Source organism: Streptomyces misionensis (assembly GCF_900104815.1).
Classification (GTDB): Bacteria; Actinomycetota; Actinomycetes; order Streptomycetales; family Streptomycetaceae; genus Streptomyces; species Streptomyces misionensis.
On the sequence record NZ_FNTD01000004.1, the window covers coordinates 7,631,226 to 7,654,356 of the forward strand.

Sequence of the window (23,131 nt, forward strand, 5' to 3'; positions counted from 1 at the left end):
CCGCCATCCTGGCCGTCAAGGACGGGCGGCGCCAAGCGGCTTGAGGAAGACCAGAGGCCGGCCGGTGCTCACTCCGCGCGGCGCCGGCAGTGCAGGAACAGGTGCGGCTCGGGCGTGGCGGCGGGGTGGGCCGGCGCGAACTCGACGCGGTCCGTCGCCAGTACGGTCAGCCCGGCGCGGACCGCCATGTCCTCGAAGGCCTCGGCGGCGAAGCTCGTCACCCGCACCGGCTGCCCCATGAACAGCCCCTGGGCGCCCTCCACGTCGAAGGGCACGGTGGCCAGCACCACCAGCCCGTCCGGCCGTACCGCCCGCACCAGCCGGCGCACCACGGCCTCCTGCTCGGACCGGTCCATCTGGAGCAGCGAGAAGTAGGCGCAGGCCGCGTCGAACGACCCCTCGTCCAGCGGGAGTTCACGGACGTCGGCGCGGCGGAACTCGGCGCCGGGCACCTGCCGGGCGGCCAGCTCCACCATCACCGGGGAGACGTCGACGCCGAGCACCCGGTGGCCTGCCCCGGCGAGGGTCTCGGCGGTCGGCCGCCCGGTCCCGCTGCCCACGTCCAGCACCCGGCTGCCCGGTGCCAGCCGCTCCAGCAGCCACCGCAGGGACGCCCGGTGGGCCGCGGAGGAGGCGAACGCCTTCTCGTAGTCGAGTCCCAGCGCGTCGAACACCTCGGCCGCCGGCGCCCGGCGTTCCTCCTCGGCCACCACGGCTCCTCCCGTCGCACGGCATCGATGCCGCGCATCCTCGCACCCCGCGCGGCCGCCCACAACGACCGCGGGCCGGGCCCGTTTGCGCACCGGGCGCCGGACCCGGCAGGGTGCTGCCGTGCCCACCTTGCTGATCGTCCACCACACCCCGTCGCCCAACTGTCAGGCGCTGTTCGAGGCCGTCGTCTCGGGCGCCACGGCACCCGAGATCGAGGGCGTCCGGGTGGTCCGGCGCGCGGCCCTCGCGGCCACCGCCACCGATGTCCTCGAAGCCGACGGCTATCTCCTCGGCACGCCCGCGAACCTCGGCTACATCTCCGGCGCCCTCAAGCACTTCTTCGACCAGATCTACTACCCCTGCCTGGACGAGACCCGGGGCCGCCCCTTCGGCTCCTACATCCACGGGGGCAGCGACGTCACCGGCGCCGTGCGCGCCCTCGACTCCATCACCACCGGCCTCGGCTGGCGCCGCGCGGCCGAACCGGTCACCGTGACGGGAGCGCCGGGCAGGGCCGACACGGAGGCGTGCTGGGAACTGGGCGCCACCCTCGCGGCGGGCCTGGCCGGCTGACCCGGCCGCTCACGCCGTCCGCCGGCTCCCCGCCCACCCGTGCTCACACAGCGGACCGACCTCCAGGCCCCGCCGGTCACAGGTGTCCAGGATGCGCGGCAGCGCGCCGAGGGTGGCGCGCCAGGAGCCGGGGGCGGAGGTGCAGTCGGAGTCGTGGAGCAGGATGGTGCCGCCGCCGCTCAGATCGCGCACGACCGTGCGGTGCACGGACGCGGGGGTGGCCCGGGCGGTCCAGTCCTCGCCCCAGCAGGTCCACAGCACCGGTGTGAGGCCCAGCCGGCGTGCGGCCAGATGGGCGGCGGACGACATCACGCCGTAGGGCGGCCGGAACAGGGTGGGACGCCGGCCGGTGAGCTCGCCGACCAGGTCCCGGGCGCGGGCGAGGTCGTCGTACGTCGCCCGCGGTCCGCGCAGCAGCAACGGGCGGTGCAGCCAGCCGTGGACGCCGATCTCGTGGCCCTCGGCCGCGATCTCGCGGACCAGCCCGGGGCTGCGCCGGGCCTCGCCGCCGAGCAGGAAGAACGTCGCCCGCACCCCGCGCGCGGCCAGCGCGCCGAGGAACAGCGGGGTGGAGTGCGGATCAGGACCGTCGTCGAAGGTCAGGGCGACATGGCCGGCCCGGCCCCGCCCGGCCAGCCGGGGCGTGACGCGATTGCGCAGCGGACCGAACGTGGTGACCACCGGCGCGGCGTGCGCGGCGGCGAGAACGGGCAGCGCGGCCAGAGCGGCGCCGCGCAGGGCGGGTACGACGGTCATGAGCGGTGGCTCCTGCGGTGCGCGGCGCCCGGGGCGCCGGTGTTGGGGGTGTGGCCCGCGCCCTCGAAGTGCAGCTCGTGGCCGAGGGCGTGGATCAGGCGGGGGCCGTCGTCGGTGGTGGCGACCGCCGTGCCGATGGCGGTCGCCCACAGCGCGCAGGCGGCCGAGGCGACGGCGACGAACCGGCGCGGGCGGCCGGCGCGCCGCCGCACCGCAGCCGGTACGGGCAGGCCCGCGGTGGACCTCCGGGCGATCCGCGCGATCTCGGCGGCCGGCCCGCGCCCGGCGTCGGCGAACAGCGCCAGTGCGGCCGCGCGTTGCCGCAGCCCCCGCGCCCCCTGGACCAGCTCCGCGACGACCGGTGCCAGTTGGCCGGGGTCCCGGATCCACGCGGCGACGCCCGCCTGCTCCAGCGCGGCGGCGTTGGTCTGCCCGTGGCCGGGTATGCAGCGGTAACTCGCGACCGGCAGGCCCGCGGCGAAGGCCTCCAGGGAGGTCAGCCCGCCCGCGTTCTGCACCAGCACGTCGGCGGCGTGCATCAGCCCTGGCATGTCGTCCACCCAGCCGAAGGCGTGCTCGACGCCGTCGGCGCGCAGCCGCGCGGCCAGCGCCGCGTTGCGGCCGCACACCACCACCGGCACCGCGACCCCGGACGCCCGCAGTTCGAGGGCCACCTGCCGGACCGGGCCCACGCCCCACGAACCGGCGACCAGCAGGGCCAGCGGCGCGTCCGCGGGCAGGCCGAAGCGGGCCCGGGCGGCGGCGCGCGCGTCCTCGTCGGCCGGACGGAAGCGGGGGTCGGTGACCGGCCCGGTCACCCGCACGTCCCGCGCCCCGGCGCCCCGGGCCTGCCCGGCGGGCACGGCGTGCGCCGCGAGGTGGACGTCGATGCCGTCGGCCACCCACAGCGGGTGCACCGAGAAGTCGGTCAGATAGGTGAGCGCCGGCACGGTCAGCCGGCCGGAGCGGCGCAGCCCGCCCAGGACCCGGCTGGCGCCCGGATAGGTGGAGACGACCGCCCGGGTGCCCGCGGGCAGGGCCCGCAGCACCCGTTCCTCGGTGCGGCGCAGCAGCGCCGCGGCGAGCGGGCCGCCGCCGCCCGCGCGTTCGGTGCTGCGGTAGATGCGCTGGTAGGCCCAGGGCGCGGTGAGCAGCATCCGGTGGTAGCCGTCCCGGATGAGCCGGCCGGTGCGGGCGGGCAGCAGGTCCAGCAGGTCGAGCCGGTCCACCGTGAAGCCGTCCGCCGTGAGCCGGCGGTCCAGTTCGGCGGCGGCGCCGTCGTGCCCGGCGCCGATGCCGGCGGACAGCAGCGTGACCCGCTCGGCCGGTGCCGTGGGCCCGGCGGGCGGTGCGGTGCGCAGGGTGGCGGCCGCCAGGGCACGCAGATGGGCCGTACTTCCGAGGTGGGGCATGGGTGTGCCTTCCGCGCGGAGCAGCAGGAGGGGGAGTTCCGCGCGGGAGCCGGGCGGAGCGACCGCACTCTACAACATGTAGTAGATAGTCTCGTACGAGATGTAGTAGCAGGCGGGTAGGCTGTTCCGCCGGACCGTCAAGGCCGGGCAAAAGCCCGACGGGGGGCGCGAGGAGGGAAGACAATGCGCGACCGAGCGAGCGACGCGGCCGGGGAGTCGCCCGGCCGCAGGGCGCGCGGCGAACTGGAGAGCGGCGTGCTGGCCGTGCTCTGGGCCGCGGACCGGCCGCTGACCGCCCGGCAGGTCCTCGACGGGCTCCCCGGCGACCTGGCGTACACCACCGTGCTGACCATCCTGTCCCGCCTGCACGGCAAGGGCATGCTGGTCCGGCGGCGCGAGGGCCGCGGCTACGCCTACGCCCCCGCCCGCGACGAGGCCTCCGACACCGCCGCCCGGATGCGCACCCTGCTGGACCGCGGCTCGGACCGGGAGGCGGTGCTCGCCCGGTTCGTCTCCGAACTCTCCGCCGCCGACGAGCAGTTGCTCCAGCGGCTGCTCGGCGGGTCCGACCCGGGCCGCCCCGGCGAGAGGGCGTGAACGGGTGACCTTCACCGTCTACGTGCCGCTGGTGGTGACCGTCGTCCTCGCGGTGCTCGCCCCCGCCGCCCGCCGGCTGCCGCCCCGCGCCGCCGCCCGCTCCCTGGCCTGCGCCGCGCTGGTGACGGCCACCGGCTGGCTCGGCTCCCTCGCCCTGCTCGCCTTCACCGGTCTCGCGCAGATACCCGAGGTCGCCGAGCAGGGCCACTGGTCGGTGGCCGCGCTGCGCGCCGAGGACCCGGTCTCCCTCGCCGTCGCGGCACTGGGGGCGCTCGGCCTGATCGCCGCGTTCGGCTCGCTCGCCGTGGCCGCCGTACGCCAGACCCGGCAACTGCTGTGGGCCCGGCGGGAGGCCGCCGCGGTGCCCGGCGACACCGAACTCACCGTCCTCGACGACGAGGTGCCACAGGCCTTCGCGCTGCCCGGCGCGCCCGGCCGGATCGTGGTCTCCCGCGGCATGCTGCGCTGCCTCGACGAGGACGAACGCGCCGCCCTGCTCGCCCACGAACGGGCCCATCTGCGCGGCCGGCACCACCTCTACCTCGCGCTGTGGCGGCTCACGGCCGCCGTCACCCCGCTGCTGCGCCCCCTCGCCGACGCGGGCGGCTTCGTGCTGGAACGCTGGGCCGACGAGGACGCCGCCACGCACGTGGGCAGCCGTACGGTGGTCGCCCGCGCCGTCGGCCGGGCCGCCCTGGCCTCCGCCGCCGCGCACCGCCACCGCCAACTCGCCGCGACCGGCGGCGCCGTGCCGCAGCGGGTGCGGGCGCTGCTGGCTCCCCCTCCCGCGCCGCGCGCCCTGCCGTTCGTGGCTGGCGCGGTGCTGCTGGCGCTGTGCTGCGCGAGCCTCGCCGAGGCCGCGTCCGACAGCGAGCGCATGGTCGTGACGGCGCGTTCGGCGCAGTGCGCCACCGCCCGCCCGGCCCCGGTCGCCACCGACCGGGACGGCGCCTCGCACCGGCATCCGCACTGCCACCCGCACCGGCACACCAGGCCGCTGTAGTACCCCGGTACCACCCCCTCTGCCCCGTTCAGCCCCCGGTACCACGGGTTGGCGGGGTCGCGGCGCCTAGCGTGGCGAGTGAGGCGTCAGGAGTGACGGACGCCACGCCCGCGACAGAGGGAGTACGAATGATCGACGCGCGACGACTGACCAAGAGGTACGGCGAGAAGACGGCGGTCGACGGACTGGACTTCGTGGTCAGACCCGGCACCGTCACCGGTTTCCTCGGCCCCAACGGCGCCGGGAAGTCCACCACCATGCGCATGATCGTCGGCCTCGACGCCCCGACGAGCGGCTCCGTCACCGTGAACGGCCGCCGCTACGCCGGTCACCGCGCCCCGCTCCAGGAGGTCGGCGCGCTGCTGGAGGCCAAGTCCGTGCACCCGGGACGCACCGCCTACCAGCACCTGCGCGCCCTCGCGCTGACCCATGGCATCCCGCGCCGCCGGGTCGAGGAGGTCATCGAACTCGCCGGCCTCGCCGGCGTCGCCGGGAAACGGGCCGGCTCCTTCTCGCTCGGCATGGGCCAGCGGCTCGGGATCGCCGCCGCCCTGCTCGGCGACCCCCGCACGGTGATGCTGGACGAGCCCGTCAACGGCCTCGACCCCGAGGGCGTCCTGTGGATCCGCAACCTGCTGACCTCGCTCGCGGCCGAGGGCCGGACCGTGTTCGTCTCCTCCCACCTGATGAGCGAGGTCGCCCTGGTCGCGGACCACCTGATCGTGGTGGGCCGCGGCCGGCTGCTCGCCGACACGACGGTCCGGGACCTGGTGCGCGAGGCGGGCGGCGACACCGTGACGGTCGCCACCCAGGACCCGGCGCGGCTGCGGGAGGTGCTCGCCGGACCCGGCGTGGAGATCACCGGCCGGGTCGGCTCGGAGGAACTCCAGGTCACCGGGGTCACCGCCCGCCAGATCGGACTGACCGCGGCCGAGCACGGCATCCCCCTGTTCGAGCTGACCACCAAGGTCGTGTCGCTCGAATCCGCCTTCATGGAACTGACCAGGGACGCCGTCGAGTACCACGGCACCACCACCGGCACCGACCGCACCGGGAGCGCCGCATGAGCACCCTCACCGAGACCGGCAACCCCACCGGGAGCGCCGAGGCCGCGCCCGGCCGCCCCGCCTACCGCGTCACCGGACGGCGGGTCCTCGCCTCCGAATGGGCCAAGCTCTGGTCCCTGCGCTCCACCTGGATCACCCTTGGCCTGGGACTGCTGTTCCTGGTCGCCTTCGGAGTCATCGCCGCGAGCCGCTACACGTCCATGACCGGATCGCCGCGGATGGACCGGGACTTCGCCCGCTCCACGGCCCTGAGCCTGTCCCTGTTCGGCGCCAACTTCGCCCAACTCGCCCTCGGCGTACTCGGCGTGCTGGTCACCGCGGGGGAGTACTCCACCGGCATGATCCGCTCCACCATGGCCGCGGTGCCGCGCCGGCTGCCCGTGCTGTGGTGCAAGGCGGCGGTGTACGGGCTGGTCGCGCTGGTCGTCGGCACCGTCGGCGCCTGGATCGCCTTCCTGATCGGCAGCCGTATCGTCGCCGACACCCCGGCCGCCCTGACCCTCGGTCACGCGGGCGTCGTCCGGGGCCTGCTGGGCGCCGGGCTCTACCTCGGCCTGGTCGGGGTGATCGGCGCCGCCCTGGGCGCCCTGCTGCGCTCGGTGGCCGGCGGCATCTCGGTCCTGGTCGCCGTCTTCATGCTCGTCCCCGGCCTCGCCTCGCTGCTGCCGGGTTCCTGGCGGGACGACCTCACCCCCTACCTGCCGAGCAACGCGGGCCAGGCGATGTACGCCCTCACCCACGACGCCACCACCCTGGCGCCCGGCACCGGACTGCTCGTCTTCCTCGGCTGGACCGCGCTCGCGCTCGCGGGCGCCGCGTACCGGCTGCGCCGCGGTGACGTCTGACCGCCCGCACGGCGCGGGAACCGCCACCACCACGGCGGACCTCGGCGCGATGGGGCCGCTCGCCGCCCGGCTCGGCCGGGCCGGCCGGCGGCTGCGGCGCGCCGACCGTGCCCGCCCCTGGGTGCTGGACACCGCGCTGGTGGCGGTGGTTTTCCTGCTGTTCTGCCTGCCGGACCTGCTGCACGGCGGCGTCGTGGACGCCGACGGCCCGCGCCGGTTCCGGCTCGCCTTCACCAGGCTGCCGCCCGTCGCCATGCTCGCCCTCCAGGCGGGCCTGGTGCTGCCGCTGCTGTGGCGCCGGCGCCGCCCCACGGCCGCCTTCGGCGCGATCGCCGCCGTGTTCGTCCTCCAATGGACCCTGGGCGCGGCCCTGCACGCGGACGTCGCCCTCTTCCTCGCCCTGTACAGCCTGGCCCTGCACGGCCGGCCGCGCCGACTGCCCGTTGCCTGCGCGGTGATGGCGGTGGCCCTCGCCCTGGTCGCGGCGCGGGCCTCGGTGGTCGTGTCCATGGTGGACGCGCTGTTCTTCCTGCTGAGCACGGCGACCGCGGCCCTCGCGCTCGGCCTGGTGATCCGGATCCGCCGCGCCCAGCTCGCCGCGCTGCGGGACCGGGCGGCACGGCTGGAGACGGAGCGCGACCAGCGCAGCAGACTGGCCGCCGCCTCCGAACGGGCCCGGATGGCACGGGAGATGCACGACATCGTCGGGCACAACCTGTCCGTCATCATCACCCTCGCCGACGCGGGCGCCCACGCCTGCGCGGCCGACCCCGCGCGCGGCGCGGAGGCACTCGGGCTGATCGGCGACACCGGACGCCAGGCGCTCGGCGAACTCCGGCGCGTGCTGGGCGTGTTGCGCGACGCCGACGGCCCGGCCGCCGGCCCCGCGCCCGGCCGGTACGGCCTCGGCCCGTCCGACCTCAGCCCGCAGCCCGGCCTCGCGGACATCGGCGCGCTCTGCCAGGGCGTGCGCGCCGCCGGTCTCGACGTCGTCTACCGGACCGCGGGGAACACCGAAGCCCTCGACGGGGGCGTGCAGTTGACCGTCTACCGGATCGTGCAGGAAGCCATGACCAACACCTTGAAGCACGCGGGCACCGGCACCCGGGTCGACCTCGCGATCGACGTCGAGGACACCCGGCTCGGCATCCGCGTCCGCGACACCGGCCGGACCCGCACGGGACGGCGAACGGAAGAAGGGCAGGGCCTGCTGGGCATGCGCGAGCGGGCCGCGCTCTACGGCGGACAGGTCAGCGCGGGCCCCGCTCCGGGCGGCGGCTGGGCGGTGGCGGCCACCCTGGACCTCACCCCGCAGGAGGGCACCGCGTGACCACCGTGCTCATCGTGGACGACCAGCCGCTGCAACGGTACGGCTTCCGCATGCTGCTCGGCTCCGTGCCGGGCACCGAGGTGGTCGGCGAGGCCGAGCACGGCGCCGAGGCCGTGCGCAGGGCCGCCGAACTGCGCCCGGACGTCGTGCTGATGGACATCCGCATGCCCGGGATGGACGGCATCGAGGCCACCCGCCGCATCGTCGCCGCCGGACACCGCTCGCGCGTCCTCGTGCTCACCACCTTCGACCTGGACGAGTACGTGCACGCGGCCCTGCGCGCCGGTGCCAGCGGCTTCCTGCTGAAGGACGCCCGCCCCGACGAACTGCTGGCCGGCATCCGCGCCGTCTCGGCCGGCGACGCGGTGATCGCCCCCGCCCTCACCCGCCGCCTGCTGGACGAGTTCGCCCGCTACGGCGCCGCCCGCACGGGCGCCGACGACCCCCGCCTCGGCCGGCTGACCGAGCGGGAGCGCGAGATCCTGATCGCCATCGGCAAGGGCTGGACCAACGGCGAGATCGCCGCCCGCCTCGTGCTGTCCGAGTCCACGGTGAAGACGCACGTGGGCCGCGTCCTGGCCAAGACCGGCGCCCGCGACCGCGTCCAGGCGGTGATCTTCGCCTACGACCACGGGCTCGCCCGGCCGGGCGCCCGCTGACCCCCTCGCCGAGCGCCGCGCTCCCGGCGCCCCGGGGGCCGACTGGGCCGGACGGGTGACGGGGCGTCGCACGGGATCGTAGGAGGCGCCCGCCCGGCGGTCCGGCGCCGAGCGGCCCGCACCCGGCGCGGCGCACCGCCGCGACCACCCCCGCCGCGGGCCCGGACGAAGGTGCGGCGCCGGTGGCGCTGGCCCACGATGGACGCGGGGTCGTGTCCCGTTCGACGCGGCCGCAGCCGTCGTACGTCGTCGAGCCGAGGGAGCGTCGGATGCGAGCGGACGGCACCGCACCCGGACGGCCCGCGCCGGGCGGTCCTGACCCAGGGGAAGTGCTGCGTGGTTGCGCGCGGGAGGTGCTGGAGGTCGCCGAGGGCATCCGCGCGGTGGCCGAGCGCACCGCCACCACCCTGCGCGCTTCAGGTCTGACCGCCGCCCGCCGCCCCCGCACCGGCCTCGCGGCACGCTGGGCGCTGCTGCGGGCCCTCACCGGCGGTCAGGGACTCGGCGAGCCGGCGGGCACGACCGCAGACGGCCCCCGCGGCGGCGTCGCCCGCGTGCTGGGCGCCGCCGGCCGGGCGCTCGGCGGCGAAAGCCTGGCCGCCCTGGTGGCGCTCACCTCCCTGCGGCTGCGCGTGGCCGCCGTGCTCGCCGACCACCCCGAACTGGCGCACGCCCCCGGGATGCGCCTGCTGACCCGGGCCGTCGCCGCCGACCGCGACCGGGACGCCGTACGGGCCCTGCGCGCCCTGCTGCACGACCGTACGGCCCAGCGCGCCCTGTCCGGGCTCGCACCGCTGATAGCCGAACTCCTCGCGGTGCGCGACGTGCTGGACGGGAAGTCCGAGACCGGCGGGGCGGCCGGCGCCGAGGGCGGGGCCGAGGCCGTCGACCTCGCCGACCAGCGCCGGCGGACCCTCGCCACCGAGGGCTCCTTCCTCGGCTTCCTGCGCAACATCGAGGTGCTCTCCACCGACGGGCGGATCCTCGTCCAGAACGTGCGCGGCCCCGACGGCGTCGTCCGCTATGTGCTCCAGGCCCCCGGCACGGCCCCCGGGCGCCCGCGCAGCGACGCCCCGCAGGATCTCGTCGGCGCCTGGCGCGATCTGTGCGGCACGGACTCGCCGTACACCCGCTCGCTCACCCGGGCCGTGGCCGGCCACGGCATTCCGCGCGGCGCCGAACTCGCGCTGATCGGGCACGGCGAGGGCGGCAACGCGGTGCTGAACCTCGCCCAGGACGAGGAGTTCTGCCGCACCTACCGGGTCACCCATGTCATCGCCGTGGGCTCCCCGGCCGGCGACCGCAAACCCGCCGACCCGCGCACCTGGGTGGCCACCGTCACCAACCAGTTCGACCTGGTGGCCGCCCCCGACGGCGGCCGCGCGGCCCCGGGGGCCTGCGGAACCGCGGTGGATCACACAGCCCCCGCAGCCCCCGCCACCCCCGCGGACCACACCCATCCCGCACCAACCCCGTCGCGGCCGGGCCGGTACGACGTCGAGTACGCCGGTCCCAGCCGGGAGTTCCCGCTGTGCCACCGGCTGCGCGAGTACATCGAACACCTCAGGACGCTGCTGCCCGTGGCCCGCGCGGACATCGACGAGGCGCTGACGCCCTACCGGGGCCCCGTCGTCCGCACCCAGGCCTACCGGCTCCAGGACCACGCCCACCCACCCGCGGGCCACCCCTTCCTCACCCTGGCCACGGCGCCCGTGCGCACCACGGTCGGCCCCGTCGACGTGCCGGTGCGCTACTACGACTCCGCAGCCGCCCATCTCTGCTTCCCCGTCGATCCGGACGCCGCCCGGAGCCTGCTGCCGGACGCCCCCTGGCTGACCCCGAGCCGGCTCGGCCGCCGGGCCCTCGCGGTGCTGTCCGTGCACGAGCACCGCTGCACCACCATCGGCCCGTACACCGAGATCGCCCTGTCCGTCCTGGTGGACGACCTGTGGCGGCCGCGCCCGCACGACGCCGTCACCGATCTGCTGCGCCGCGTCGACCTGCGCCGCACCGGCCGCTACGTCCTCTCCCTCGCCGTCACCACCGAGGCCGCCCGCGTGGTCGCCCGGGAGATCTGGGGGCAGCCCGCGCTGCGGATGCGCGTCGAGGCCGACCTGACGGGCCGGGAGATCCGCGCCCGCTCCCAGGACCTCGGCCTCGCGGTCGAGGGCCGGCTCGGGCCGGGCGTGCGCTGCCCCGACGCCGACCGGGCCCTCTACGGCCGCCGCGCCACCAGCACGGTGCGCACCCTGGTCCGGGCGCACGGCGGACTGCGGCTGCACCCGGGCGCGGGCGTGCGGGTACGGCTGGGCACCGCGGCGGCCGAACCCCTCGCCGGACAGCTGCGCCGGCTCGGCATCGACGCGGCCCGGCCCCTGTTCGTGCTGGCCTGCCCGCAGTTCATGGCCCATCGCGGCGGCGGTGCCGTCCTCGCGCGCTGAAGCCCCACAGCAGACCGGGAGTATCCATGGTGACCGAGTCCCCCCGGGCGAGCACGGCCCGTGCCGACGAACTCCTCGCCCACGCCGGCCGGTTGCGGGCCGACGCCGACCTCATGGACGGTTACGCCCGGCGCCTGCGCGCCACCGCCGCCACGCTCGGCACCTGTCCGGCGGCGCCCGGCGGGAGCCGGGCCGCGCTGGCCCGGCAGGCCGCCGCCTGCACGTCGGCGGCGGACCGACTGCGGTCCGCCGCCGAGGCGTTGCTGGTCCACGTGCGCGGCGAGGGACCGGCCCAGGAGCCCCGGCCCGCCGCCCGGTGATCAGCCGGGCTGCTCCTCGGAGCCGGGCTTGGGGCGGGCGCCGGTCCAGGAGGGATCGACGGCGGGGACGGGAACGGGAACGGGGGCGATGGGGTGCACGGAAGTCCTCCGGACTGGTGGGGGGATGATCTGCGACGGACGGTCGGCAGACGTCAGACGGAAGCGAGTTCGGCCCAGACGACGCGGGCGGGGCGGCCGGGCGGGAAGGTGACGCCCCAGCCGCGGCTCAGCGCCTCGACCAGGAGCAGCCCGCGCCCGTGCTGGTCGTCGGGTCCGGGACGGCAGGCCACCGGGAGCGCGACGTCCTCGTCCCCGGCCTCGTCCTCGACCTCGACGCGTATCCGGTCCGCCGTGCCGTCCAGCCGGCAGGCGATCCGGTCGCCGCCCGCGTGCACGAGCGCGTTGGTGACCAGCTCGGAGGTGACCAGCAGGGCGTCGTCCCGCACGTCCTGCGGTATGCCCCACGCGGTCAGCAGCTCCCGTACCACCCGCCGGGCGGAGCCGACGGCCGTGGGCCGGGCCGGCAGGTCGAACGAGGCCGTGGAACCCAGGAGTCCGGACCCGGCGGCGGACCGGCCGGAAAACCGCGGGCGGCGCCGGTCCGCGACCGGCGCGGGGACGTCGCCCGGCGTCCGGGTGCCGGGGGAGTCCGGGGTACCGGCGGACTCCGGGACGCCGCGCGCCGCCGGGGCGCCGGCCGGTTCCGGTGGCACGCGGTGCGGCGGCCGGGCCGTGGACGCGGCCCGGTGCGGATCCTCGGCCACCCGTTGCGGGCGCGCCGCCATCGGCGCGCGGGGGCCCGCGTCCTCGACGGAGGAGCGGTCCGTGCCGACGTCGCTCAGGGGGCGGTGGAGTGGTCGGGGGACGGAGGGCGGAGCCATTGCCGTGCGCCTTTCGTCCGGCCTCGCGTGGGATGCGTCCGGCCGTGCGTGGTGGGGGGTCGGGCTGCCGGCCGTGCGCAGCAGACGACGCACCGCCTCGGACGAAGCCGTGCCGCGGCCCGGTCTCCCCCGACGGGCCACACCGTCTGCTCCTCGGTCGGCCGGAGCAGTCGCCCCACTTTCCCATCTGCCAACAACGGCTCGCAACCTGCGAGTTGAAAATTGCACAGCGTCCCGTGCATGCTGCCCGCTCCGGGGACGCGTGCGCATGGCACGCCCGGCGCGACGGTGTGTGAAGGTGGACCCTGATGTCTGTTCCAGGGGGTGGGATGACCGCGGAGACCGACTGGGGCGGCGTCCCCTCCGTGCTGCGTATGATCCTCGGCCGGCAGCTGGAGCAGCTGCGGGTGCGGGCCGGACTCGGGTACGCCGAGGCGGGCGCCGCCATCGGGGTCAGCCACTCCACGATCCGCCGCATGGAGGCCGCCAAGGTGGCCCGGCTGCGGCTCACCGACGCGGAGAAGCTGCTCCAGGTCTACGGCGTCACCGACCGGCGGGAGATCGAGGCCTTCCTGCGGTCCGTGCGCGAGGCCAACAAGCGCGGCTGGTGGCACGCCTACCGTGACGTCATGCCCGGCTGGTGCGCCGTCCACCTCGGCCTTGAGCAGGCCGCGACGCAGATCCGCGCCTACGAGAACCAGTGTGTGCACGGGCTGTTACAGACCGAGGGCTACGCCCGTGCCCTGCTGCGCGCGAGCCATCCGCACGCGTCCGCCGAGGACACCGAGCGCCGGGTCGCCCTGCGCATGCGCCGGCAGGAACTCCTGGCCGGTGCGGCGCCCCCGCGGCTCTGGGTGGTGATGGACGAGACCGCGCTGCGCCGCCCGGTCGGCGGCCCGGAGGCGATGCGCGCCCAGATCGACCACCTCGTCGAGATCGGCCGGCTGCCCCATGTGACCGTCCAGCTCATGCCGTTCGACCACGGCCCGCACCCCGCGATGCGCGCGTGCGCCTACCACCTCTTCCGGTTCCGGGCCCGGGAACTGCCCGACATCGTCCACGTGGAAGGACTGCTCGGCGCCGTCCGCGTCGACAAGCCCGACGAGGTCCTGGCCTATCGCGAGGCCCTGGACCGGCTGAGCGCGCAGGCGGCGTCCGCCGCGAAGACCGAGACCCTGCTCGGTAGGATCCGCAGAGAACTGAACTCCCTTTGACGCCCGAACAGTTGGCGCGAACGGTGGAATCCGCCACCGTCCGCATCCCCGATCCGGATGGGAGACACGGCGTTGCCCGACAACGGATGGCCGGCCGACCGCATCGACACCCGGCACGCCCACTCGGCCCGCATCTACGACTACGTCCTCGGCGGCAAGGACTACTACCCCGCCGACCGGGAGGCGGGCGACGCCATGGCGCGCGAGTGGCCCGCGCTCCCCGTCCACATGCGCGCCAACCGCGACTTCATGAACCGGGCCGTGCGCTGGCTCGCCGAGGAGGCGGGCATGCGCCAGTTCCTCGACATCGGCACCGGCATCCCGACCTCGCCCAACCTGCACGAGATCGCCCAGGCCGTGGCCCCCGAGTCCCGCGTCGTCTACGTCGACAACGACCCGATCGTCCTCACCCTCTCCCAGGGCCTGCTCTCCAGCACCCCCGAGGGCCGCACCGCGTACCTGGAGGCCGACTTCCGCGACCCGGCGGCCATCCTGAACGCCCCCGAGCTGCGCGAGACCCTGGACCTGGACCGCCCGGTCGCCCTCACGGTCATCGCCATCGTCCACTTCATGCTGGACGAGGACGACGCGGTCGGGGCCGTACGCCGTCTCCTGGAGCCCCTCCCCGCCGGCAGCCACCTGGCGATGTCCATCGGCACCGCCGAGTTCGCCCCCGAGGAGGTGGGCCGGGTCGCCCGCGAGTACGCGGCCCGCGACATGCCGATGCGTCTGCGCACGATGTCCGAGGCCGAGGAGTTCTTCAAGGACCTGGACCTGATCGAGCCCGGCATCGTGCAGGTCCACAAGTGGCGCCCGGACGGCACGGGCGAGCAGGGCATCCGGGACGAGGACATCGCCATGTACGGAGCCGTCGCCCGCAAGCCGTGACGGCTCCCGCACGGTGGCCGGGAGTCCTCGACGGGCGGGCCTGAGCAGGGGCCCGCGCCCGCCGTCACCGCCGTAGGGCGGCCCGCACCTGTCCGCGGATCTCCAAGGACCGCGAGCGGCGACCATGCCCGCAGGTCACCACGGCCGGGCCGGTCGCCGGGGAGCCGCTTCGGGCAGTGTCGCCCCGGGACCGCCGGGTACCCGTACGACCCCCGGGCCGGCGCGCGCCCGGGGGAGGTACGGCGCGAAGGGAGGGCCCATGACGCACAACGGGGAGGAGACCGCGGCCGCGCGCAGGCCGCAGATCCAGGAGGTGACCGAGCTGCGGCTGCCGCCGGACGGGCCGCGGCCCCAGGCCCCGCAGGGAGACCGGAGCGCCCCGCCGGGCGAGGAAGCACCGGGTCGGCCGCACGGCAGCGGCACCTCGACGGGCGCGGCGGACCTGCCGCAGGACGGCGGCACCCCGCCGGGCGCCGACGCGCCGGACCTGCCGCACGACCGCAGCCAGGCCATCCTGGAGGCCGCCAAGCAGATCGGCGCCCTCCTCAAACGCGCGGGCCACCCCTTCGCCCTGGCCGGCAGCGTCGCGGTCTACGCCCACGGCGGCAGCCGCTACCTCCAGCACGACGCCGACTTCTGCGTGCTGCCCGGCGACGCCGACGCGGTGGCCGCGACCCTGCGCGAGGCCGGGCTCGCCGTCCGCACCCCGCCGGAGGACTGGCTGCTGAAGACCACGTGCCAGGGGCAGAACGTGGACATCATCTTCGCGCTCGCCCACGAGCCCGTCACCAAGGACATGCTGGAGCGCGCGCACGTGCTGCCCGTGGACTCGGTGCTGATGCCGGTGCTCTGCCCCACCGATCTGATCCGCAGCCTGATCAGCGCCTTCTCCGAGCACTACTGCGACTTCGGGTCCGTGCTGCCGGTGGCCCGCGCGGTGCGCGAGAAGGTCGACTGGGACGTGATCCGCGACACCTGCGGCGACCAGCCCATGCCGGCCGCCTTCCTCTTCCTCCTCGAACGCCTCGACGTGATCGCACCCCGGGAGCAGCGGACATGACCGACGCAGCCGCACCACCACCGGAGAGCGGACTGGACTACCGCGTCGCCCACCTCGCCGAGCGCCTCGCCGCCGGCCGGCTCGGCGAACTCGGCGTACGCCTGGAGACCCGCGGCGACGCCGTCCTGCTCACCGGCACCGTCCCGTCCACCGAGTGCCGGGACGAGATCCTGCGCCTGGCCCGCGAGGAACTGGCGCCCCACCCGGTCCACAGCGACCTGCTCATCGCCGGCACCTCCTCGCCCGACCACGGAGAGGACCTGACATGATCCGCGTCGCGGCCGTCGGGGACATCCACATGGGCCCCGAAAGCCAGGGCACGCTGCGCCCCTCCTTCGAAACGCTGCCCGACTGCGCCGACGTCCTGCTGCTGGCCGGCGACCTGACCCGGCACGGCACCCCCGAGGAGGCCGCGGTCGTCGCCCGCGAGATCGAGGACCTCGGAGTGCCCGTGGTCGCCGTCCTCGGCAACCACGACCACCACGACGAACGCCCCGAAGAGGTCACGGCGATCCTCCGCGAGGCCGGCGCGCACGTGCTGGAGGGCCAGTCCGCCGTGGTCACCGCCGGGGAGGCGAGGATCGGGGTGGCCGGCACCAAGGGCTTCGGCGGCGGCTTCGTGGGCCGCTGCGCGGGCGAGTTCGGCGAACCCCTGATGAAGGAGTTCGTCCGCTACAGCCGCCGCTGCGCCGACGGCCTGCACGGCGCCCTCAAGGACCTGGACCAGTGCGGCTGCGACGTCCGGATCGCCCTCACCCACTTCTCGCCGGTGCCGGACACCCTGGCCGGGGAGCCGCCGGAGATCTACCCGTTCCTCGGCAGCTACCTCCTCGCGGAGGCCATCGACACCGCGGGCGCCGACCTGGCCGTCCACGGACATGCCCACGCGGGCACCGAACACGGCATGACCAGCGGCGGCGTACGCGTGCGCAATGTCGCCCAGCCGGTGATCGGACAGGCCTTCCACGTGTACAACCTGCCGGGCCGGCCGGGCTGACGCGGGCGTCAGGCGGCCGTGCCCAGGGCGGCCCGCCCGGTGACCTCGCCGTCCGCCGCGGGCAGCGCCGCCACCGGCAGCACACCGCCACGGCGGCGCAGCAGCAGGCCCGCGCCGACCGACGCGGCGATCAGCAGGCCGCCCGCGACGAGGGCGCCGCGCGCCCCGGCACTCTGCATCAGCAGGCCCAGCAGGGGCGGCCCGCCGAGGCTCCACACCGTGCCGATGCTGCTCCACACGCCGAGCACCCGGCCGCGCAGATGCGCGGGCGGATCGGTCTGGAGCACGGCCGTGCCCGCGGTGTCGGAGACGGACTCCACCACGGCCATCGGCAGCACCAGCACCAGCAGCACCGCGAGCGACGGCGACACCCCGGCCACCGCCTGGAGCAGGCCGCCCGCCGCCGCGAGCAGCCCCACCGTGCGCACCGACGGGCGGCGCAGCCGGGCGCCGAGCACCGCGCCGAGGATGCCGCCGACGGCGAGCACCGTGGAGACGGTGCCGAACGAGCCGGCACCGCCCGCGAGCGGCCCGGTGACGAGGACGGCGAGGGTGAGACCGTAGTTGCGGCCGAAGACCGAGCTGATGCCGGTGATCCCGGCCAGCGCCATCAGCCGGGGCCGCCGCACGAAGTACATGAGCCCCTCGCGCACGCTCGTCTCCGCCCGTTCCGGCACCGCCCGCGGCTCGCCCGCCGGCGGCTCGGCGGCCCCGCGCACGGGCCGCAGGAACGGCACCACCGCCGCCACGAACAGGAAGGACAGGCCGTTGGCCGCATAGGCGGCGCCCGTGCCGAGGAGGGCGACGGTGACCCCGGCCAGCGCGGTGCCCGCGAGCCGTCCCGCGCTGTGCACCAGGGCGCCGACGCCGATCGCGGACGGCACGTCCTCCACGGGTACGAGGTCGTTGCCGAGCAGCGCGCAGGCCGGGCCGTCGACGGTGGCGATGACACCGGTCACGGCGGCCAGCACCAGCAGCGACGTCATGTCGATCCGGTCCAGCGCCACGAGCAGCGCCGTGGTGAAGGCGACCGCGCCCAGCAGGGCCTGGCTGACGGCGACCGTCAGCTTGCGGGGCCAGCGGTCCACGGCGGCGCCGCCCAGCAGGCTCACGAACAGGGCGGGCGCGGCCTGCACGGACATCGACAGACCGGTGGCCGCCGCGGAGCCCGTGATGTGCAGCACGAGCAGGTTCTGCACCGTGAGCTGCATCCAGGTGCCGGCGTTGGAGACGAAGTTCGCGGCCGACCACCAGCGCATGCCCCGGTGGCGCAGGGACCGCCACGGAGCGCGCGAGGCGGGGGCGGTACGGGAGGCGGGCGTGGCCGAGACAGAGGAAGAGGGCACGACGGGGTACTCGACAACCAGGGGGGTCGGGAAAGCGACCGACGGTGGCCATCGGGCCGGCTGCGCTGCACGGCCGGACCATTCGGTCAGGGCGTCGACCATCGTGGCAGACGGCGGGCGACCACCGCTCGGGGCACCGCGTCCGGCAGAGCCGTACGACTCCCGAACACCCTCTTGCGGTACGCCGGTTGACGCCCCGCGTGGGGTTGCTCACAAGCACCGCCCGGTGCCGGTTTCGCGGGCATCGGCACGGGCTACGCGGAGGGCACACCGCGTGGTCACCCGAAGGAGGCCCCCATGGCTGACGACCGGCACGGACGGCCGACCCCGGCGGAGCCCCGCGCACGCTCCGGCACCGCCCGCCGCACCCCCGGCGGCAGCGAGCCGGCCACCGCGCGCAGCGCCCTCGGCCTGCGGCTGATCCTGTCCGCCCTCTTCCTGCCCGTGTTCGCCGCCGCCACCGCGGGCTTCGCCGTCTGGGCCGCACACCAGCGCCCCGGTGACAGCCCCGGACAAGGCCCGCTGACCGCCCTCGCGGTGATCTGCGGAGTCCTCGCCCTGGCCGCGGCACTCGACCTGGTCCGGGTGACGGCCCGCAGACGCCGCGAGCGCGGCCCGGACCGCTGATCCGGGCCGGGCCGTCCCGGCCCGGCCGGTGCGGGGGCTACGCCGTCTTGACCGCTCCGCCGTCGATGACGTGCTCCGCGCCGGTCGTCGCGGCGGCGACCGGGGGACCGCCTGACCTGGCCGCCCGGCTGACTGCCACCCGGGCCTGGTGTTTTTGCCCGTGATTGGCCCGGAGCAGGCCGTGAATATGCCAACCGCACGCTTCCGAATCCGGGATTCCGGGGGCAGGGTGAGTGCCGTACCGCCCCGCCGTGCCCCGAGGTCCGGAAGCCTCCCCGCACACGGCGGGGCTGGTTTCTTCCCGCCGCAGGCGCGCCCGGCGGCCGGGAATTGTGTTGCGGGGCGGCCGGTGCCCTCGGTGAGCTGGACCCATGGACGCAGCGGAACGCGCCACCGCACCGGCGCACAGGACGGACCATGCCGTCGCGGGACGGGCGGCCTCCTGGCGCGGACCGGCGGTGCTCGGCGCGCTGATGCTGGCCGCCTTCACCTTCAACACGGCCGAGAACCTGCCGGTGGGGCTGCTGGAGCTGATCTCCGCCGGCCTGCACGTCCCGCTGTCCGCGGTGGGGCTCCTGGTCACCGGGTACGGCGTGACGGTCGCGATCGCCTCCGTGCCGCTCGCCCACGGCACCCGGGCCGTGCCCCGGCGCCATGTGCTCACCGGACTGCTGGCCGCCCTCGTCGCCTCCAGCCTCCTCGCCGCGTCGGCGTACTCCTACGGGCTGCTGCTGTTCGCGCGGCTGCTGACCGCCCTCGCGCAGGCGCTGTTCTGGGCCGTGATGGGACCGGTCGCCGTCGGCCTGTTCCCGCCCCGGGTCCGCGGACGGGTGATCGCGGCGCTGTCCGTCGCCGGTTCCCTCGCCCTCGTGCTGGGCGTCCCCGCGGGTACCTGGCTGGGCCGGTGCACCGACTGGCGGGTGTCCATGGGGGCGCCGGCCGCCCTGGGCGCCGTCTCGCTGGTGACGATCGCGGCACTGCTGCCGACCTCGCCGCCGGAGGAGGAGCCCGCCGCCTACGCGAGCGGCCCCGACGCCCGCCGGTTCGCTACCGTGCTGGCGGCCGGCGCCCTGTCCGCGACCGGGGCGTTCACCGGATACACGTACATCGTGCGGTTCCTGGGCGGCGTCGGCGGGTTCTCGCCCGGCGCCGTCGACGTCCTGCTGGTGGTGTTCGGCACCGCGTGCCTGGCCGGGGTGAGCGTCACCGGGGCGCTGCTGGACTGCTTCCCGCGGGCGGCGCTCATCACCGCCGTGGCCGTCCAGGCGGTGGGCATGCTCGGGCTGTACGCGCTCGGCGCCCGGCCGGTGGCCGCGGTGGTGTTCCTCGCGCTGACGGGCGGTGCCCTCGGCCCGGTGTTCATGACCACCCAGAACGAGATGCTGCGGTGCGCGCCCGGCCGCACGGACATCGCCCTCGCGGCCAACTCCGGCGCCTACAACGCCGGCATCGCCGCGGGCGCCGCGCTCGGCGCACTGGTCCTGCCGCTGCTGGAGGTGCGGGGCACGTTTCTCGTCGGCGGGCTGCTGACCGCCGCGGCCTGCGCCGTGCTGCTCGGCACCCGGCGGCGGCGCCGCCCCTAGCCCGCCGTGGGGCCGCTGTCACATTCCCGCGCGCACCGGTGTCTTCATGCCGTACCCGTCGGACACACGAGGAGGACACCATGACACCGCGCATCCCGAAGGCCCCGCTCCCCGCCGAGGTCGAGGAGAACATGGTCCGGCAGTTCGGTGCCGTGCCCGAGAACGTCGCGGCGCTCTGGCACAACCCCGAAGTCGCCCGCGCCAACCTGGAGTTCGGCGCCGAGGTGGGCGCCTGGAACGCCGCCGACGCGAGCCTGAAGTCGTACGCGCACATGGCCGTGGCGGCGCAGGTCGGCTGCAGTTGGTGCCTGGACGTCGGCTACTTCCAGGCGCGGAACCAGAAGCTGGACCTGGCCAAGGCGAGCCAGGTGCCGGTCTGGCGCGAGTCGGACGTGTTCACCCCGCTGGAGCGGGACGTGATGGCGTACGCCGAGGCCATGACGAACACCCCGCCGACCGTCACCGACGCCCAGCACGCGAGCCTCCTGGACCGGCTCGGCGCGCCCGCCATGGTCGAACTCACCGCGTTCATCGCCTTCGTCAACCTCGCCACCCGGGCCAACGTGGCCGGCGGCGTCACCTCGCAGGGCTTCTCCGACGCCTGCGAGATCCCGCTCGCCACCCGGCCCGCCGAGCCCCACGGGACGTCCGCCGCATGACCGAGGACCCGTTCGTCGCCCATCGCAGGCTGCTGTTCACCGTCGCCTACGAGATGCTCGGCTCGGCCGCCGACGCGGAGGACGTCCTCCAGGAGTCCTGGCTGCGCTGGGCCGGCACCGACCACGCGCGGGTGCGCGACCCGCGGTCGTACCTCGTGCGCACCGTCACCCGGCAGGCCCTCAACCGGCTGCGGACGCTGTCGCGCAGCAGGGAGGAGTACGTCGGCGAGTGGCTCCCCGAGCCCCTGCTGACCACTCCCGACGTCGCGGAGGACGTCGAACTCGCGGAGAGCGTCTCGCTCGCGATGCTGACCGTGCTGGAGACGCTCGCGCCCCTGGAGCGCGCGGTCTTCGTGCTCCGCGAGGTCTTCGACGTGCCGTACGCGGAGATCGCCGAGGCCGTGGCGAAGTCCCCGGCCGCCGTGCGGCAGCTCGCGCACCGGGCGCGAGCACACGTGGCGGCCCGGCAGCCCCGGGTGCGGGTCAGCCGCTCGGAGCAACAGGCCGTACTGGAGCGCTTCCTGGCCGCGCTGCACACCGGGAGGGTCCAGGACCTGCTGGAGGTGATGGCACCGGACGTGGTGTTCGTCGCCGACGGCGGCGGACTGGCGGCCGCCGCCCGCGCCCCGGTCCACGGGGCCGAACGGGTGGCGACGCTCCTGGCGGGCGTGGACCGGTCCGCGTCCAGGACCACGACCGTGTGGCTCAACGGCGCCCCGGCGGCCCGGATCGACACCGACGGCCGGCTCGCCGCCCTGAGCCTCGTGGTGGCCGACGGCCGGGTCACCCGCGTCTACGCCGTGGCGAACCCGCACAAGCTGACCCGGCTGGACGAGCCGGTCGCCCTGGCCCGGTGACCGGGCGCGGGCGTCCGGACGGCGCGCTGGAGCGGCCGTATCGGATGACGCCGGGAAGGGGGGAAGGGTTGCTTTCGCGCCGTTCCGTCCGCCTGTGGGGCTTCCCACCCGTGGAAGATCTTGACGGTGGCCATCCGGCTCGCTGAACTGTCTCCCGGCCGCACGACCAAGCGGCCGGGGGTACACGGGCATCCGTTCGGTGATGCCTGAAACGGGCGGACCACGGGAAGAGCTTCGTACGGCCGACCGCCGGACACGGGGCGAAGGGGGGCGATGTGCGGATGAGAGGTGCGTCGAAGGTGACGGGCTGTCCCGTCTCATGACCGCTGAAGGGCACTTCGACCGGCTCCGCCCGGCGGCGGCCCGCCTCGCCCGGTTCACGGGGCGCACGCTGCGCCACGAGTGGCACGCCATCGTCGTCGACCCGGTACGGCAGCTCGCCCGGCGCGGACTGTCCGGGCTGCTGCTGGCGTTCGTCGCCGCGTTCGGCGTCATCTTCTTCCACGACATCGCCCAGCACCCCACCGGCGCCGTCTGGGTCACCCGGCTCGGCGGCGTCAAGGCCGACCTGCCGCTGTGGCTGTCCCTGCTGCGCACCCCGGTGTCGCTGTACGTCCCGGCGCTCGACCTGCCGGTCTGGGCCGGGATCACCCAGCTGTTCCTGGCCTTCGCCCTCGCCGAACTGACCCTCGGCCGCTCCCGCACCCTCGCGATCTCCTACGCCACCACGCTGGCCGGCACCCTCGTGGCCCGGGCGATGATCGCGGCGGGGCCCGGCTGGTGGGGCTTCGGCCTCCCGGCCGAGTGCGGGCACATCCTCGACACCGGGCCCTCGGCGGCGGTCGTCGGCCTGTTCACCTACCTCTCGGTCGTCCGGCGCGCCCCCGTGGTGTTCGTCCTGACCGGCGGCTCGATGGTGTGGGAGTCGATCGCCGTCCCCAACCTCGCCGGACGCGAACACCTGATCGCGGTGGGCTCCGCCGTCGTCCTCGGCCTCCTGCACGGCCGCCGGGAACGGCTCCGGACCCTCGCACGCTCCCTGCTGCCCACCCGTGCCCCCCGACCGGCGCTCCCCGCGACGACCGAGGGCCTGACCCTCCCTACGGCCCCTACGGCCCCTACGGCCCCTACGGCCCCTACGGCCTCTACGGCCTCTACGGCCCCTACGGCCCCTACGGCCCCTACGGTGCCCGTGCGATGACGTCCCCCGAACGCTGACCGGCCCGCGCGCGCCTGTGGCGCCGCACACATCCCCGGTGTGATGGTTTTCGCATACAGGCCCTGACGGGCAGCCCCTAGGGTTGC

The 23,131-nt window shown here is 75.7% G+C and carries 24 protein-coding genes; 19 read left to right on the forward strand and 5 right to left on the reverse strand.

From position 1 onward, the window contains the following. Positions 1-68: 68 nt before the first annotated feature. Positions 69-710: a class I SAM-dependent methyltransferase gene (locus tag BLW85_RS35505; RefSeq protein ID WP_070023393.1), complete on the reverse strand. Its 642-nt coding sequence runs from the start codon at positions 708-710 to the stop codon at positions 69-71. Positions 711-831: 121 nt separating this feature from the next. On the opposite strand from BLW85_RS35505, the gene BLW85_RS35510 reads away from it, so the two are divergent. Next, positions 832-1,284 carry a flavodoxin family protein gene (locus tag BLW85_RS35510; protein WP_070023394.1) on the forward strand — a complete coding sequence of 151 codons (453 nt, stop codon included), beginning with the start codon at positions 832-834 and terminating at the stop codon, positions 1,282-1,284. A gap of 9 nt (positions 1,285-1,293) precedes the next feature. Here the strand turns inward: BLW85_RS35510 and BLW85_RS35515 are convergent, their stop codons facing one another. Then, positions 1,294-2,040, reverse strand: a complete 747-nt coding sequence (locus BLW85_RS35515; RefSeq protein WP_074995463.1) for a polysaccharide deacetylase family protein — start codon at positions 2,038-2,040, stop codon at positions 1,294-1,296. Further along, the gene (locus BLW85_RS35520; protein ID WP_074995466.1) at positions 2,037-3,452 is read right to left on the reverse strand and encodes a glycosyltransferase; all 1,416 of its coding nucleotides are present in this window, start codon (positions 3,450-3,452) and stop codon (positions 2,037-2,039) included. The genes BLW85_RS35515 and BLW85_RS35520 overlap by 4 nt, the downstream gene beginning before the upstream one ends. A 183-nt stretch (positions 3,453-3,635) precedes the next feature. Here BLW85_RS35520 and BLW85_RS35525 point away from each other — a divergent pair, with 183 nt between their 5' ends. The 8 genes from BLW85_RS35525 to BLW85_RS38610 all read left to right on the forward strand — a co-directional run bounded on the left by BLW85_RS35525 (position 3,636) and on the right by BLW85_RS38610 (position 11,714). After that, on the forward strand, positions 3,636-4,049 hold the full coding sequence (locus BLW85_RS35525) for a BlaI/MecI/CopY family transcriptional regulator (RefSeq protein WP_070023397.1): 414 nt from the start codon (positions 3,636-3,638) through the stop codon (positions 4,047-4,049). Between the two features lie 4 nt (positions 4,050-4,053). Further along, positions 4,054-5,052: a M56 family metallopeptidase gene (locus tag BLW85_RS35530; RefSeq protein ID WP_079172535.1), complete on the forward strand. Its 999-nt coding sequence runs from the start codon at positions 4,054-4,056 to the stop codon at positions 5,050-5,052. A 128-nt stretch (positions 5,053-5,180) separates the two neighbouring features. Then, positions 5,181-6,119, forward strand: coding sequence for an ABC transporter ATP-binding protein (locus BLW85_RS35535; RefSeq protein WP_074995468.1), 939 nt, complete (start codon positions 5,181-5,183; stop codon positions 6,117-6,119). Further along, positions 6,116-6,964, forward strand: a complete 849-nt coding sequence (locus BLW85_RS35540; protein WP_074995471.1) for a hypothetical protein — start codon at positions 6,116-6,118, stop codon at positions 6,962-6,964. The genes BLW85_RS35535 and BLW85_RS35540 overlap by 4 nt, the downstream gene beginning before the upstream one ends. A 49-nt stretch (positions 6,965-7,013) precedes the next feature. Next, on the forward strand, positions 7,014-8,294 hold the full coding sequence (locus BLW85_RS35545) for a sensor histidine kinase (RefSeq protein WP_074995474.1): 1,281 nt from the start codon (positions 7,014-7,016) through the stop codon (positions 8,292-8,294). Then, positions 8,291-8,953, forward strand: coding sequence for a response regulator (locus tag BLW85_RS35550; RefSeq protein WP_074995477.1), 663 nt, complete (start codon positions 8,291-8,293; stop codon positions 8,951-8,953). Before BLW85_RS35545 ends, BLW85_RS35550 begins: the two co-directional genes overlap by 4 nt. Positions 8,954-9,282: 329 nt before the next feature. Next, complete coding sequence (locus tag BLW85_RS39650) at positions 9,283-11,394, forward strand: acetoacetate decarboxylase family protein (protein ID WP_167381459.1); 2,112 nt, start codon at positions 9,283-9,285, stop codon at positions 11,392-11,394. Between the two features lie 26 nt (positions 11,395-11,420). Next, positions 11,421-11,714 (forward strand): hypothetical protein, encoded by a 294-nt coding sequence (locus tag BLW85_RS38610; protein WP_074995482.1) that lies wholly within the window; start codon positions 11,421-11,423, stop codon positions 11,712-11,714. A 152-nt stretch (positions 11,715-11,866) separates the two neighbouring features. Here BLW85_RS38610 and BLW85_RS40395 read toward each other — a convergent pair whose 3' ends face one another. Next, the gene (locus BLW85_RS40395; protein WP_167381460.1) at positions 11,867-12,595 is read right to left on the reverse strand and encodes an ATP-binding protein; all 729 of its coding nucleotides are present in this window, start codon (positions 12,593-12,595) and stop codon (positions 11,867-11,869) included. Between the two features lie 329 nt (positions 12,596-12,924). On the opposite strand from BLW85_RS40395, the gene BLW85_RS35570 reads away from it, so the two are divergent. The 5 genes from BLW85_RS35570 (at position 12,925) to BLW85_RS35590 (ending at position 16,754) form a co-directional block, all read left to right on the forward strand. Beyond that, the gene (locus tag BLW85_RS35570; RefSeq protein ID WP_070023404.1) at positions 12,925-13,809 is read left to right on the forward strand and encodes a helix-turn-helix domain-containing protein; all 885 of its coding nucleotides are present in this window, start codon (positions 12,925-12,927) and stop codon (positions 13,807-13,809) included. A 72-nt stretch (positions 13,810-13,881) separates the two neighbouring features. Then, positions 13,882-14,697, forward strand: a complete 816-nt coding sequence (locus tag BLW85_RS35575; protein ID WP_074996336.1) for an SAM-dependent methyltransferase — start codon at positions 13,882-13,884, stop codon at positions 14,695-14,697. Positions 14,698-14,956: 259 nt separating this feature from the next. Continuing rightward, positions 14,957-15,757, forward strand: coding sequence for a nucleotidyltransferase family protein (locus BLW85_RS35580; RefSeq protein WP_244174973.1), 801 nt, complete (start codon positions 14,957-14,959; stop codon positions 15,755-15,757). Further along, the gene (locus BLW85_RS35585) at positions 15,754-16,026 is read left to right on the forward strand and encodes a BON domain-containing protein (RefSeq protein ID WP_070023405.1); all 273 of its coding nucleotides are present in this window, start codon (positions 15,754-15,756) and stop codon (positions 16,024-16,026) included. The genes BLW85_RS35580 and BLW85_RS35585 overlap by 4 nt, the downstream gene beginning before the upstream one ends. After that, positions 16,023-16,754, forward strand: coding sequence for a metallophosphoesterase family protein (locus tag BLW85_RS35590; protein ID WP_070023406.1), 732 nt, complete (start codon positions 16,023-16,025; stop codon positions 16,752-16,754). The genes BLW85_RS35585 and BLW85_RS35590 overlap by 4 nt, the downstream gene beginning before the upstream one ends. Positions 16,755-16,762: 8 nt before the next feature. Here BLW85_RS35590 and BLW85_RS35595 read toward each other — a convergent pair whose 3' ends face one another. Next, positions 16,763-18,013 carry an MFS transporter gene (locus BLW85_RS35595; protein WP_244175061.1) on the reverse strand — a complete coding sequence of 417 codons (1,251 nt, stop codon included), beginning with the start codon at positions 18,011-18,013 and terminating at the stop codon, positions 16,763-16,765. Positions 18,014-18,397: 384 nt separating this feature from the next. Between BLW85_RS35595 and BLW85_RS35600 the strand changes: the two genes are divergently transcribed. The 5 genes from BLW85_RS35600 to BLW85_RS35620 all read left to right on the forward strand — a co-directional run bounded on the left by BLW85_RS35600 (position 18,398) and on the right by BLW85_RS35620 (position 23,027). Beyond that, positions 18,398-18,727: a DUF6343 family protein gene (locus BLW85_RS35600; RefSeq protein ID WP_070023408.1), complete on the forward strand. Its 330-nt coding sequence runs from the start codon at positions 18,398-18,400 to the stop codon at positions 18,725-18,727. Positions 18,728-19,200: 473 nt separating this feature from the next. Then, on the forward strand, positions 19,201-20,310 hold the full coding sequence (locus BLW85_RS35605) for an MFS transporter (RefSeq protein WP_208624989.1): 1,110 nt from the start codon (positions 19,201-19,203) through the stop codon (positions 20,308-20,310). A gap of 80 nt (positions 20,311-20,390) precedes the next feature. Beyond that, positions 20,391-20,969, forward strand: a complete 579-nt coding sequence (locus tag BLW85_RS35610; protein ID WP_074995485.1) for a carboxymuconolactone decarboxylase family protein — start codon at positions 20,391-20,393, stop codon at positions 20,967-20,969. Further along, positions 20,966-21,826 carry an RNA polymerase sigma-70 factor gene (locus tag BLW85_RS35615; RefSeq protein WP_074995487.1) on the forward strand — a complete coding sequence of 287 codons (861 nt, stop codon included), beginning with the start codon at positions 20,966-20,968 and terminating at the stop codon, positions 21,824-21,826. The genes BLW85_RS35610 and BLW85_RS35615 overlap by 4 nt, the downstream gene beginning before the upstream one ends. Positions 21,827-22,145: 319 nt before the next feature. Further along, entirely contained in the window at positions 22,146-23,027 is an 882-nt protein-coding gene (locus tag BLW85_RS35620; RefSeq protein WP_244174974.1) for a hypothetical protein, read from the forward strand. Positions 23,028-23,131 lie beyond the last annotated feature (104 nt).

Excerpts from the sequence above, each read along its gene's own strand:
- BLW85_RS35520 (WP_074995466.1), bottom strand. The coding sequence starts at position 3,452 with ATGCCCCACCTCGGAAGTACGGCCCATCTGCGTGCCCTGGCGGCCGCC.
- BLW85_RS35615 (WP_074995487.1), top strand. The coding sequence starts at position 20,966 with ATGACCGAGGACCCGTTCGTCGCCCATCGCAGGCTGCTGTTCACCGTC.
- BLW85_RS35515 (WP_074995463.1), bottom strand. The coding sequence starts at position 2,040 with ATGACCGTCGTACCCGCCCTGCGCGGCGCCGCTCTGGCCGCGCTGCCC.
- BLW85_RS35525 (WP_070023397.1), top strand. The coding sequence starts at position 3,636 with ATGCGCGACCGAGCGAGCGACGCGGCCGGGGAGTCGCCCGGCCGCAGG.
- BLW85_RS35570 (WP_070023404.1), top strand. The coding sequence starts at position 12,925 with ATGACCGCGGAGACCGACTGGGGCGGCGTCCCCTCCGTGCTGCGTATG.
- BLW85_RS35540 (WP_074995471.1), top strand. The coding sequence starts at position 6,116 with ATGAGCACCCTCACCGAGACCGGCAACCCCACCGGGAGCGCCGAGGCC.
- BLW85_RS35605 (WP_208624989.1), top strand. The coding sequence starts at position 19,201 with ATGCTGGCCGCCTTCACCTTCAACACGGCCGAGAACCTGCCGGTGGGG.
- BLW85_RS35580 (WP_244174973.1), top strand. The coding sequence starts at position 14,957 with ATGACGCACAACGGGGAGGAGACCGCGGCCGCGCGCAGGCCGCAGATC.
- BLW85_RS35585 (WP_070023405.1), top strand. The coding sequence starts at position 15,754 with ATGACCGACGCAGCCGCACCACCACCGGAGAGCGGACTGGACTACCGC.
- BLW85_RS35595 (WP_244175061.1), bottom strand. The coding sequence starts at position 18,013 with ATGCGCTGGTGGTCGGCCGCGAACTTCGTCTCCAACGCCGGCACCTGG.
- BLW85_RS40395 (WP_167381460.1), bottom strand. The coding sequence starts at position 12,595 with ATGGCTCCGCCCTCCGTCCCCCGACCACTCCACCGCCCCCTGAGCGAC.
- BLW85_RS35535 (WP_074995468.1), top strand. The coding sequence starts at position 5,181 with ATGATCGACGCGCGACGACTGACCAAGAGGTACGGCGAGAAGACGGCG.
- BLW85_RS35610 (WP_074995485.1), top strand. The coding sequence starts at position 20,391 with ATGACACCGCGCATCCCGAAGGCCCCGCTCCCCGCCGAGGTCGAGGAG.
- BLW85_RS35590 (WP_070023406.1), top strand. The coding sequence starts at position 16,023 with ATGATCCGCGTCGCGGCCGTCGGGGACATCCACATGGGCCCCGAAAGC.
- BLW85_RS35600 (WP_070023408.1), top strand. The coding sequence starts at position 18,398 with ATGGCTGACGACCGGCACGGACGGCCGACCCCGGCGGAGCCCCGCGCA.
- BLW85_RS38610 (WP_074995482.1), top strand. The coding sequence starts at position 11,421 with ATGGTGACCGAGTCCCCCCGGGCGAGCACGGCCCGTGCCGACGAACTC.
- BLW85_RS35545 (WP_074995474.1), top strand. The coding sequence starts at position 7,014 with ATGGGGCCGCTCGCCGCCCGGCTCGGCCGGGCCGGCCGGCGGCTGCGG.
- BLW85_RS35620 (WP_244174974.1), top strand. The coding sequence starts at position 22,146 with ATGACCGCTGAAGGGCACTTCGACCGGCTCCGCCCGGCGGCGGCCCGC.